This is a genomic window from Kitasatospora sp. NPDC096204 (genome assembly GCF_044763205.1).
Classification (GTDB): Bacteria; Actinomycetota; Actinomycetes; order Streptomycetales; family Streptomycetaceae; genus Kitasatospora.
In genome coordinates this window covers 1-11,675 of sequence record NZ_JBIWFT010000076.1, presented here as the reverse complement: position 1 = coordinate 11,675, position 11,675 = coordinate 1, and the positions used below count along the sequence as shown (strand labels likewise).

Sequence of the window (11,675 nt, the reverse complement as noted above, 5' to 3'; positions counted from 1 at the left end):
AACGGCAGCCGCCTGATAGCCACACCCAGCACCCCTGGGTGGTCCAACCCTACGAATGACCAGACCAACCCGGCTCAGAAGGTAGAGCCGTCTGACAGTACGGTGCGGGGTCGCTCTGCCTGATGGAGATGACCTGCCCATCGACTGCGAAGGCCGGTGGGCAGCGAGGATCGGGACGTCGTTTTCCGGCACGAGGAGGTGCTACTCCGAGCGAGGTCGAGTTCGGACCTGTCCTACCCTGCGGGATGGGACGGTGGCGGCACAACCAGGGCGTCGAGGGCCTGCTGGGCCCGGCCGAGGTTGTCCTTGCCGGCGCGGCGCAGGCCGGCCTTGGCGTACTTCTCGACCATGGTGGTGGACTTCCAGTCCTCGGTGATCACCAGGATCTCCGCCGCGCTGTAGCCCTGGGCGGCGAGGTCGGCGGGGACGCCGGCGCGCAGGCCGTGGCTGGTGGCGTTCTTGGCATCGAAGCCGGGGGTACGAGTGACCATGCGCTTGAAGGCGCGGTTCACCGCGTGGCCGGTCATGCCGGTTCCGGAGGCGGGGACGGGCATGAGCCGGCCCCAGCGGGTGATGCCACGCAGCAGTGGCAACTGTGGTGCTGCTTGGCCGAGTTCGGCGAGCAGTGAGATGTAGGTGCGCACGACGGTGATTGCTACCGGGTCGCGGACGACGTACTCGCGGCCGGTGGACCAGTGGTCGTTCTTCGACGTGCGCTTGCCGACGACCATCTGCTCGGTGCCGTCGTCCAGGCACTCGAAGACGACGGAGTCGATGCGGTAGGCCGCCTGCTCGGAGCGGCGGGCGCGGGTGCGGTAGCCGAGGTGCAGGATCGTCAGGTCGCGCCAGCGGGCGAGCGGGATGTCGGTGGTCGTGCCCTCCTGGAGGTGGGCGATGCGGGCGGCGTCGACGGGCGGGCTCGACTTCGGTGTGCGACGGGCGCGGGCGTGTTCGGCGGCCTGCTTGCGGATCAGTTCGGCGGTCGCCTTCTTCGGAGGCCAGTTCTCGTACCCTTCACGGGCGTTGGCGTCGCGGATGGCGGCCATCGCCAGGCGCAGGGAGCTGACGGGCGCGCCCGTGCCGTCGCGTCCGCCGCGGCGGCGCAGGTGGGAGATGTAGGAGACCATGTTCGCCTCGCTGGTGCGCGGCCCGGGGTGGCGGCCGTTGTCGGCGCACCAGCGGGCGAAGTAGCGCCACTGCTCGGCGTAGGTCTGGCTGGTGCGTGCCGGCCGGGCGGAGGCGAGGTCGTCGGCCGCGTCCTCGGTCAGCGTCTCGTTGGAGTCGACCCCGGTGTGCGCGAACCGCGCGAGCGCCTGACCGTCGTCCACCAGCTCGGCGACGACGACCTCGGTGGAGCGATCCACCAGGGCGGGCAGGCCGTCCGACGCCTCGGCTTCCACGGGCGTTCTCCTTCCGGCGTAGCGGGCTGATGATCCGTCCGGGACAGCCTATCTGTACCAGGTCGTGTGTTGCGTCCTCTAAATCCAGTTAGAGGACGCAACACAGGCCTTGACACACAAGTCGCACCTGAGACGACGCCGTCATCTGTGACGCGTTTACTGAGGTTATTTGTTTTCAGCGCTCCAAGCTGCGAGGGTGGCCATCATGAAGATCACGATCACCGTGGAGAACCCGACTCCCGAGGTGCTGGAGAAGCTGCTCGCTCTCGTCACCACGCCAGCAGCGGTCGTGACCGCGGCGCCCGACGACCGCTGGACGCCGGAGCGTGCCCGCTCGTACTACGACCGCCTGCCGCCCCGCGCCCAGCAGATCCTGCTCCAGGTCGTCGAGGGCGAGGGCGAGTGCGCCGCCAACGAATTGAAGGCGAACGGCCGAAGCCTCAGGGGATCCACCGGCGCCTTCCGACGCGTGCTCACGGAGGGCAAGCGCACCGGCCTCTGGCCCGACGCCCTCCCGGTGCCGCTGGTCTCCCACATCGTCGGCGGGCAGCTCAAGAAGCTCGAGATGCCGGGGTGCGGCACTGAACAGTATCCGCACCCTGCTTTTCGAACGGGGCTGCACGATCTGCTGCCGCATGGTCGCTGACAATCTCCTCGAGCGGGTCTCTACGTGCTCGAGGTGGTCGAGCGGACTGCGGCCGGGGTGGTCACGATGCATGCGCGGGCCAGCTCGGCAGGTGCGGACTGTCCGCACTGCGGTAGTGCGTCGGGCCGGGTGCATGGTCGGTACATGCGACGGCTCGCGGATGCCGCGGTCGGTGGCGCCAGTGTGGTCATCGACGTTCGGCGGTTGCCAGACCCAGTCGGGCCGGGCGTGGTCGTTGGCGTAGTACCCAGTACGGCACCGTCAGTGCGGGTTGGACGCTACCGGGGGAAGGTCACCCGGAAGGTGCGAGGGCGTAGAGGACCTGGCTCTGGCCGTACTCGACGAGGTGCTCGGTGGCGAGGAGACCGAGTCTCTCCAGCAGCCGTCGGGAGCGGACGTTCGCGGCCTGGGTGACCGCGATCAGCTGATGGCCGTGGGCCGCCTGAGTGCCCCAGGTGAGCGCGGCTCCCACAGCCTCTGACGCGTACCCCCGGCCTGCGTAGGCAGGTAGGAACTCGTACGAGATCTCGGCCCGGCCTGCGGCCCGGTGATCTGGGTCGAGCGTCACCCGGCCCACCGCCTGGCGGGCCTCCGTGAGGACGACTGTGAAGTGGCCGCGCTGGTTCGCGGCGTCGGCCAAGCGCCGGTCGAGGCGTTCAGCAGGAACGGGGCCGCCCAGGAAGCGCCGCACCGCCGGGTCGGTCCACAAGGTACGGAGCAGTGGGAAGTCCGCGGTCTCCACCGGGCGCAGCAACAGCCGAGGGGTGGGGAGTTCGGTCGGCCAGTGGGGGTGGAGCCATTGGCTCTGATCAACATTTCGGGATCGCCCAGCGTAAACGGCCCGCGATCAGTAAGGCCCCGGAGACTACTCGTCCTGGGCTGGTCGGCGGCGGCGTCCTTCTGGGGTGAAGGTGAAGCTCGTGGTGAACGGAGCGTCACCACGGCGGGCTGCCAGGAGCAGTGGCTGCTCGTGGCTCGGTGGCCAGGAGGGCTCGGTGTCTGGGTCAGTGCCGTTCCAGAGGTGGAAAAACAGCATCGGGGTGGAGCGGTCAGCGGTCGCGTAGCCGAGCGTCTTCCCGTAGTAGGGGTTGGTGCTGCCGAAAAGCACTGACGGTGCGCCGAAGGCAGAGGTCACGTCGGCCCACAGCCGGTCTTGGGCGGCCCAGGTGTCGATCTCGGCGAGCATAGTGGCGTACTCGCTCGTGCTCAGGGCCCGGTCGAGCTTGAGCCATCCCTGCCGGTGCGCGAATTCCGCATAGACGGAGGCCACGCTCGTGTCGTGACCAGTCGGCAGGAAGTGCTCGAACGCCCCTGTCACGCCGGTCGGGGGCCAGACCTCGCGCCGCTCCAGGGCACGTTTCTCGTCATCCCATGCTCCCCGCCGACTTTCCACGAGCAGGAGGTGGTCCAGCGTCAGCCGGATGGCGAGTTCTCCGCCCCACATCCCCGGTCGGCGCAGGGTGTCGTTGAGGCGGGCAACGAGGTAGGTGTGGATCTCGCCTGAGGAGGCGAGCTTGTCGGTGGCGGGCATGCCGACAGTCTCCCCCAGCCGGTTGGCGGGAGTTCAGGATGCGAGGAGAATCCGTCGACGTAGCAGGGCGAAGCTGGCGCGTCCATATCCTTGCCTTTTGAGGTATTTGATCCGATTGACGTGTCCCTCGACGGGTGGGCTGTTCCAGCGCAGGGTGAGGCCGGCAGTCACGGCGTCGAGGTCCTGGCGCAGGTGGCGGGCGAAGTTGCGCAGGGGCGGCAGGTCGGTGGCCTCGGTCTGCTCGATCCACTCGGGCAGGTGCTCGCCGTCGAGGTTCTTCATCATCCGGGCGAAGTCGCGCACTCGCTCGGAGGCGGTGGCCAGTTCGGGGCAGCGGGCCAGGAGATACATGAGCTGGAGGGCTTCGTCGCTGGTCAGGGCGTCGGGGTGGCGGGTGAGCCATCCGGTGGCCTGCCGGACGGTCGGTGCGGTCGGCAGTCTGGGTGCCGGTGCGGGCGAGGAGCGGAGCGGCTCCAGCCAGCGCCGGACGCTGCGGTTGCTGCCTCGGTAGCCCAGGTTCTGGATCTCGCGGAAGAGTAGTCCGCTGTCGGTGCAGCCCTCGTTCCACCGCTGGTTCAGGTAGCCGGTCCACAGGGCGAGCGCGCGGCCACCCTGCCTGGACGGCACCAGCAGCTCCTCGACCGCGGGGGCGTCGCCACGGTGGCCACCGCACTGTTCCCCTTCCTGTGCGTCTCCTTCGGCCTGGTCCACAACAGACCCGGCATCTGGGCCTGGCCACTGCACGACGCCACATCAGTCACCGCGTCCCTGCAAGCCCTGATCCTGCTCGCCACCGGCGCCCTCTCGCTCCTCCTCCCCCGCTGCGCCGGCACGCCGATGCTGACGACGAATGACACCCCGACCGGGTTCGGTCCGGGTCTGTCGGGATGCCCCACAGACCCGGAAGTCACCGAAGGCTGCGGCCAGCCGCCTGATAGAGCGTCCGTGTCCGTCGAAGGTGCAGTGGTTGTAGTCGGAAGCCTGCGCGATCTGCGCGCCGAACTCCCCGAAGCTGGTGATCTTCTCTGGGTGCTTGAACTCGACGCCGAACCCCAGATCCGCGTCGAACCACCCCGAGGTGTCGCGGGGGCGCAGCACGGCGTCGAGACGGACGTCCTCCCCTCCGGGGTAGTGGCCGGGCACCTCCCGTTCGATGTGGAAGTGCGGGTCCAGCCGGCCCAGGACGTGATCGGCCAGTTCCCGCTCGTTCGCGAAGCGGCCCGTCGGTGGCACCACCAGATGCCAGTACTGCACCGGTCCAGGGCGCCTGTCGGCACCGACACACCGTCAAGGGGGGGGTGCGCCCCGAGGCTGGCGCAAGGCGCACGCCGGCCAAGCATCCGCTGGCGGCGCGTCGTCGCCCGTGCGGGTGAACAGCTGCCGATCGGCGGGCCCGGCCCTGGTCCCCGGGCATGCCGTCGAAGCAGGCCTCGGCGGGTACCGCGCGGTTCCCGGCAGCGCTATCGGGCCCTCGCCGGGGGGCGAAGTCGTGCCAAAGGTGACCGGTTCGGGCGTGACCGCGCGGTAGGTTGGCGCCGGGGCGGTCTGCCGGTAGTCCGCCGCGTACCAGCCGACCCGAACGCAGCGATGCGGCAATCACCGACGACGACTTCCACAAGACGCCGGGAAGCCCCGCCAGAACACAAGGTCGTCTGGCGGGGCTTCTCCGGTTCGCTCCGCTTCGGCGGATCCGGGCTACTCGACTACGGACATCTGCAGCCCGAGGACAGCCTTCGGAGCCTTCAGTGCAACGGATCGGCGCATTCCTCGGAATCCACCACCAGAACGCCGGACAGCGTCATCCGCGAAATGTCCGCGAGGTAGGGCGCTTCCCCCTCGTGCTGCATGCAGAATGTCACGCTCCCGGTGACGACGTTCTCGTCGTACAGGGCGGGCCCGATCGAGATGTACGCGCTTCCGGACGGAGCGCCGGGGACCTGGCGCAAAGCGAAGAGCGCGCTACAGGCGAACGCGTAGGCTCGCCTGGCCAGTGTCTCGACCCGCGCCGGATCGTCGTCCGCCAGATCGAGGTCCGGAATGGCTCGACCGTTGACCGCCGCTTCGTATCCGGTCAGGTCGGTGAACGACGACCGATTCCCGTGGTAGCTCTCGGAGAAGTGCCGGAGAACCCAGGCCCCGCCCGGATCGACTTCCCATCCCGCGTCCAGCGCGCACTGGAAGAGCTCCGGAACGTCTCCCTTCGTCGCCCGCTTCAGGAACTCCGGCTCGACCAGGTCCGAGAACATCGCGTTGAACTTCACTTGCCTATCCAATCCGATCAGGCCGCCGAGGCCCTTCCGTCTCCGAGTGGACTCCGTCGGCCCTACCCGACGCGGGACTAGCACGCCTCGCCAAGGAAGCCAAGCCCCTTCTTGATGCCCTTTCCGAAGTCGGTCTTCGCGAGCTCCTTCTGCAGGCTCTTCGGCAGTCCGTCGAACTGACCGGTCTCGAAATTGTACTGATACTTGGGAGCGTCGGACGACTTCATCCCGTTGATTTGCACCTGCAGGTGCATCTGGCCGGGCCGGCCACCGGGGTCGGGGTTCTCCACATCGATACGAATATTGTTGGGCCCCCGCCACACCGTCGAACTCGTGATCTGCGTGCCGTTGGAACCGACCATGCCGCTGCCGCCGCTCTGGGCGGCGAGGGCGGGGGTCACACCCGCGAGTGCGCGGTATGTGTGGACGGAGTTGAGGGCGAGGCCGTCAGCGGGCTGGAAGGCCTTCCACTGCTTGGCAGCGGCCGATCCGTCCAGCATCAGCGCCCGCGTCCCGGCCGGGACGCTCTTCGGCGACCAGGTGCACGCCGGCGGCACCAGCCGGTTGAGCCGGGACGCCCTGGCGGCCTCCTCGACGGTCGCGGCCTTCTTCGAGAGCTCCACGAGCTTGAGCGCCTTCTTCTGGGGGAAGAAGTTCGCGGCGACGTCCGCACACGCGCTGACGCTCTTCTGCTTGATGCACTCCTCGGCGCTGTCCACGCCGAGGGCCGCCTTGAAGACCTCCTTCAAGGCGTTGTTGAACTCCTCGTTGGTGTCGACGACGACGGCCTTCTTTCCCTTCATCATCACGCACGTCGACGTGTAGTAGGGACTGAAGCCGCCGCCGCTGTAGCAGGTGTTCTTCTTCTGCTCCTCCTGCTGCTTGGCGGCCTCCTCGAGCGCGGCCCGGATCTGGATCTCCAGTTCCTTGTTGAACTCGTCCTCGAGCTGCTTGGCTTCGGCCTGGAGCCTCGTCTCCTCGGCCTTCAGCTCGGCGGCGCGCTCCTGGCGCCCCTTCTCGGCGACGAAGCCCCAGGCCTCCTCCTCGGCCTGGCTGGCCTTCTCGGCGTCCTTCCCGGCCTCGACCGCGGACACCCGGGCGTCGTTCGCGGCCTCGCGGGCCGAGTCGGCGGACCAGCGTGCCTGGGCGGCGGAGGCCTTGGCACGGGCGGCGGAGTAGGCGGCCTTGCTCGCGTCGCGGGCGGCGGCCTGGGAGGCGTTGCGGGCGGTGGTGGCGGACTTGGAGGCGCGGGTCGCGGAGGCCGCGGCGTCCTGGGCGGAGCTCTGGGCGTCGGCGGCGAACCGGCCGGCCTGGTCGGCCGACGCGCGGGCCTGGTTGCGCGCATTGTTCGCCTCGTCGGAGGCGTTGTTGGCCACGGCCGCGGCCTCGGTGGCCTCCCACGCGTTCTGCTGGGCCCTGGACGCGGTCAGGGAGGCCTCGGCGATCAGGCGCCGCATCTGTCCCGCGTGCGTGGCCGCGAGCTGGTCCTTGCGATCGGCCATGTACTGGCCGGTGGTCAGGAAGTCGTGGACGAGGTCGGGCGTGCCGGCCAGCGCGAACCTGGCCGCGGCCTGGACCTCGGGGCCGCCGCTGGCGAGCAGCTGGGTGGCCTGGACCCGTTCGTCGATCTGACGGGCGGTGTACTGGCCGGTGGACAGGAACGCGCTGACGGCCTTGGGGGACCCGTCCCGCAGGGCCTTCTCCCCGGCCTCCCTGACGCTGATGTCGCCGGTGGCGATCAGCTGGTAGACGCGGACTCGGTTGTCGGTGACCGCGGCCTCGTGCTGACCGGTGGTGTAGAAGGCCTCGACCTGGGCGGCGTCCCCCTTCAGGGCCTCGGCGGCGGCGGTGCGCACGGCCTCGTCGGAGCTGTCCTGCGCGATCTCCAGAACGCTCTGGCGCATGTCCTCCAGCTCGGCCCGCTTCCGACCGTTGCGAGCCCAGTCCAGGACGGCTTCGTCGTTCCCGGACAGGGCGGCCATCGCGGCCTCCTGGCTCCACGGGCCACCGGTCTTCACCGTCTGCAGCGCGGACTTGCGCCCCTTGGCGGCGAGCGCCTTCGGTTCCGCGCCCGAACCGGCGGCCTCGGCGGCCAGGGCCGCGGCCTCCTCCTCCCGCGTCCGCCAGTCCGCGAGGACGGAACCCATGTCGGACGTGGCCTCGTCCTCGGCCAGCTTCATGTCCCGGGCCATCTCGACGGCAGCGGCGGTACGGGCCGCGAGGTCCTCCGCCTCGGTCTTCCGCGCGATCTCGTAGACACCGTTCGCGGTCTTCACCGCCTCGCTGGCGGTGTTCGCGGCCGTCCTGGCCGCCTCGGCCTGCCGGGAGGCCTCGGCTGCCGCGCCAGCGGCCTCGCCTGCGTGCTGGGCGGCGTTGTCCGCGGCGGTGGCAGCGTTCAGGGCATGCGTGGCCGCGCTCCGGGCGGCGTCCCGGGCCTCGAAGGCCGCCGCCGCGGACTGCCGGGCCAGGGCCCCGGAAGCGTTCGCCGCCCGGTCGGCCTCCCTGGCATGGCGGCGTGCCTGCTCCGCCGCCTGCTGCGCACGGTTGGAGCCGGCCCCGGCCGCCTTCGCCAGGTTCGCGGCCCGCTCCGCGGAGTCGGCGGCGGCGTTCGCGTTGCCGCTGGCGCTCCTGGCAGCGTCCGCCGCGTCGCCGGCGGCGTTCGAGGCGTTGCCGGCGTGTTCCGCCGCCTGCGCCGCCCGCTCGGCGTCCCTGGCCGCGTTGCGCGCCTCCTCGGCCCGCTGGCGCGCCGAGGAGGCCATGCTCGCGTCCGACGCGGCGGCATTGGCCGCCCTGCGGGCACCGACCGCGGCATGCGCGGCGCCGCTGGCCGCGTTGGCCGCCTGGGCCGCGGCGCTGGCAGCAATGCGGGAGGCCTGGTTGGCGGCACCGGCCGAGGCGATCGCCTGCTGCGCGGCGGTCGCCGCCGCCTGGGCCTCGGCAGCCGCCTTGGCCGCGGCCGCCGAGGCGCGGGCCAGATCCTTGCCCGCGTCCTCGGTCTCCTTCGCGGCGGTCGCCGCCGACTCCTTGGCCAGGCGCGACTTGTCGACGGCGCTGGCGGCAGCCTCCTTGGCCGCGTCGCTGGCGGCCTGCGCCTGGGCGCCGGCCTGCTCCGCCTGGTCCGCCAGCTGCGAGATCGTGGCGCGTTCCTGGTCCCTGGCCTGGGCCACGAACTGCCCCATCTGCAGGAACTCGGCGACGTCGGCGGGCGTGCCGCGCAGCGCGACCTTGGCGGCCTCCCTCATCGCCGGACCACCGCTTCCGAGCAGCGCCATCGTCCGTGCCCGGTTGTCGATCTCCTGGGCGTCGTACTGGCCCTGCTCGAGGAACTTCTTGACGTCCTCGGGCGTGCCCTTGAGGGCTGCGGTGGCCTGCTCCCTGACGCTGATGCCGCCGGTGGCGACGAGCTGGAACGCCTCGACCCGCCGGTCCTGCTCCAACGGGGTCTTCCAGCCGTCCCGGATGAAGGCGCGCAGGTCGTCCGCCGAACCCTTCACCGCCTTCGTCGCGGCCTCGCGCACACCCGGCCCGCCGAGGCCGAGCAGCTGGTAGGCGTCGACGCGGTCGTCGTGGTACTCCGCGACGTCGGCCTCGGTGTCGAGGAAGCGCTTGACGTCCTCGTCCGTACCGCTGAGCGCGGCCTCCGCCGCGGCCCGCACCCCGGGGCCGCCGCTCGTCCACAGGGTGACGACCCGTCCCCGCTCCGTCAGCATGGTGATGTCCAGGCCGGGGTCGGGCTCCGCGGCAACGGCGGGCACGGTACCGAGCAGACCGGTCGCGAGTGCCATGGGCAGCAGCACGGCGCAGGCGCCGCGCAGGACCGTCAACCGGCTTCGCCCGCGCCGATCCCCCCCGCCAGTTCCTGACGCTCCGAAGGAGCGCAAGGGATGCCTCACAATACATTCCTCTCAAGGGAAGATCTGAGTACGTGCACGGATCCACTAGGACCCGGAAGCGATGCCGATCGGCTCAAGGCGCGGACGTCACCAGAGGATTCGGGCACGGAAAACGCATCATCAAGGCCCACTTCGGCGGTCGTCCTTGCACGATTCGCCTGGCGGCCTATGGGGATGCGATTGCTGATACCTTACACATGCTTTACTCACATCAATCACATGTGAGGGCTCGGCAGATCAGCCATGAGGCCTCCTCGAATTTAAGGATCGACCGTGGAGATATCCCGTTTCCGCAAGCCCTTCCTCGTCGGCGCGGTCGGCGTTCTGGCCGCAGGCGTCGGGGTCGCATCCCTGACGGTTGCGCAGGCCGCCACCGGGAGCGGTTCGGCGGACGTCTCGGCGATGCCCGTCGCCGTCGAGGACTTCCAGCACCCCGGAGCCGACCGCCTGCTGCAGGAGCGTCAGATCACGCTCCGGCAGGGCGACGGGCACATCTGGCTCAAGGAGGGCCCGGGGAACACGGTGCCGACCGACTGCCAGGCCTCGAACGAGATCTTCATCGAGTCCCGCCTCGACAAGCGCGGCTACTGCTTCACCACCAACAGCAAGACGGGCTACCTCGCCATGGAACTGCCGGACGTCTACGGCATCTGGACCGAGGACCGCGCCGTCAGCGCCAAGCTCACCGCCGCGGGCCAGGAGAAGCAGGTCGACGTGGCCCCGAACTCGGTCGCGCCCGTCGGCGAGACCCTGCCCGGCGGAAAGCGCTCCGTCCTCGTCGAACTGCGCGTCACCGGCTGACAGCCGTCCCTGCCCGCAGGCCTCGCCGGTTGCCGTGCGGCCGGCGAGGAGCCGTCAGGCCTCGGTAACGGCCGACCGGCACCGGTCGCAGGACGACTGCCCACCACCGGCAGTACGGATCTGCGCGGTGCCCACCTCACGGACCCTCGGCACCCGCAGCACCGACGGCACCGCCGTCAGGCACCGCCCCGCCTGAGCCCCCGGCAATCCGGCAGCATCGACCGGCGCCCCCTGGCACTCCCGCCGATCGCCCCGGACCACCCCGTCAGCGGAGCCGACCGACTCACGCCGGCCCGGGCTGTGGGCGTCCCGCTTCTGTTCGTTCTCCTCAGGGAATTCCTCATGTCTCGCAAGACCCCATCCCGTTCCCGGCGGGCGGGTGTGCTGGTCGCGGCCGCGGCCGCCGGTGCACTCACCACCTTCGCCACGCCCCCGGCAGGTGCCGTCTCCGGAGATGCGGCCACCGACGGCTCGTACACCTTCTCCGCGCGCCTGGTGGTCGGTGACTACCTGCGTGGCTGCACGGGTGCGCTGGTGGACCGCTACTGGGTGCTGACCGCCGCGTCGTGCTTCTCGGACGATCCGGCGCAGCCGCAGGTGCTGGCGGCGGGTGCGCCGAAGTGGAAGTCGACCGTCACCGTGGGTGCGAAGTCGGCCGAGGTGGTCGAGTTGGTGCCGCGTCAGGACCGTGACCTGGTGTTGGCTCGGCTGTCCGCGCCCGTGGACGGGGTCGCTCCGCTGTCGCTGGCGACCACGGCCCCGACGGCCGGGCAGACGCTGCGGGTGCCCGGTTTCGGTCGGACCAAGGACGAGTGGGCGCCGCTGAAGCTGCACACCGGCGTGTTCTCGCTCGACACGGTGAGTGCGACCGGCATCGGTACCACCGGCACCGGCGGCGCCGCGATCTGCAAGGGCGACACCGGCGCTCCGGCGGTCCGTGAGGTGAACGGCAAGGCCGAGCTGGTCGCCGTCGCCTCCCGCTCCTGGCAGGGCGGCTGCCTGGGCACCCCCGCCACCGAGACCCGTACCGGCGCCTCCAGCTCCCGTATCGACGATCTCGGTGACTGGGTGAGGTACCAGCGTTCCCGTACGGCGGAGGTCCGGTCTGGCCTGCACGTGCAGGCCATCGGCGCTGACAGCAAG

At 70.4% G+C, this 11,675-nt stretch carries 10 protein-coding genes; 3 read left to right on the top strand and 7 right to left on the bottom strand.

Translation table 11 applies throughout. The features are described 5' to 3' along the window. Positions 1–233 precede the first annotated feature (233 nt). Positions 234–1,400 carry a hypothetical protein gene (locus ACIQ87_RS39765; protein WP_402417092.1) on the bottom strand — a complete coding sequence of 389 codons (1,167 nt, stop codon included), beginning with the start codon at positions 1,398–1,400 and terminating at the stop codon, positions 234–236. 205 nt (positions 1,401–1,605) lie between these two features. On the opposite strand from ACIQ87_RS39765, the gene ACIQ87_RS39760 reads away from it, so the two are divergent. Beyond that, complete coding sequence (locus tag ACIQ87_RS39760) at positions 1,606–2,046, top strand: hypothetical protein (RefSeq protein WP_402417090.1); 441 nt, start codon at positions 1,606–1,608, stop codon at positions 2,044–2,046. Between the two features lie 292 nt (positions 2,047–2,338). Here the strand turns inward: ACIQ87_RS39760 and ACIQ87_RS39755 are convergent, their stop codons facing one another. From ACIQ87_RS39755 to ACIQ87_RS39730, 6 genes are all read right to left on the bottom strand, one after another. Next, positions 2,339–2,800: a GNAT family N-acetyltransferase gene (locus tag ACIQ87_RS39755; RefSeq protein ID WP_402417088.1), complete on the bottom strand. Its 462-nt coding sequence runs from the start codon at positions 2,798–2,800 to the stop codon at positions 2,339–2,341. Between the two features lie 111 nt (positions 2,801–2,911). Next, the gene (locus tag ACIQ87_RS39750) at positions 2,912–3,577 is read right to left on the bottom strand and encodes a hypothetical protein (protein WP_402417086.1); all 666 of its coding nucleotides are present in this window, start codon (positions 3,575–3,577) and stop codon (positions 2,912–2,914) included. 33 nt (positions 3,578–3,610) lie between these two features. Next, on the bottom strand, positions 3,611–4,204 hold the full coding sequence (locus ACIQ87_RS39745; protein ID WP_402417084.1) for a transposase: 594 nt from the start codon (positions 4,202–4,204) through the stop codon (positions 3,611–3,613). Positions 4,205–4,330: 126 nt separating this feature from the next. Next, the gene (locus ACIQ87_RS39740) at positions 4,331–4,831 is read right to left on the bottom strand and encodes a hypothetical protein (RefSeq protein WP_402417082.1); all 501 of its coding nucleotides are present in this window, start codon (positions 4,829–4,831) and stop codon (positions 4,331–4,333) included. Between the two features lie 488 nt (positions 4,832–5,319). After that, on the bottom strand, positions 5,320–5,838 hold the full coding sequence (locus tag ACIQ87_RS39735) for a hypothetical protein (RefSeq protein ID WP_402417080.1): 519 nt from the start codon (positions 5,836–5,838) through the stop codon (positions 5,320–5,322). Between the two features lie 77 nt (positions 5,839–5,915). Further along, positions 5,916–9,662 (bottom strand): hypothetical protein, encoded by a 3,747-nt coding sequence (locus ACIQ87_RS39730; protein ID WP_402417078.1) that lies wholly within the window; start codon positions 9,660–9,662, stop codon positions 5,916–5,918. Positions 9,663–10,004: 342 nt separating this feature from the next. On the opposite strand from ACIQ87_RS39730, the gene ACIQ87_RS39725 reads away from it, so the two are divergent. Then, the gene (locus ACIQ87_RS39725; RefSeq protein WP_402417077.1) at positions 10,005–10,532 is read left to right on the top strand and encodes a hypothetical protein; all 528 of its coding nucleotides are present in this window, start codon (positions 10,005–10,007) and stop codon (positions 10,530–10,532) included. A gap of 342 nt (positions 10,533–10,874) precedes the next feature. After that, positions 10,875–11,675 (top strand): trypsin-like serine protease (locus tag ACIQ87_RS39720; RefSeq protein ID WP_402417076.1); only part of this gene is annotated, 801 nt, incomplete at its 3' end.

What these genes read in the sequence shown, in the direction of transcription:
- ACIQ87_RS39760 (WP_402417090.1), top strand. Translation starts at nt 1,606, where the DNA reads ATGAAGATCACGATCACCGTGGAGAACCCGACTCCCGAGGTGCTGGAG.
- ACIQ87_RS39750 (WP_402417086.1), bottom strand. Translation starts at nt 3,577, where the DNA reads ATGCCCGCCACCGACAAGCTCGCCTCCTCAGGCGAGATCCACACCTAC.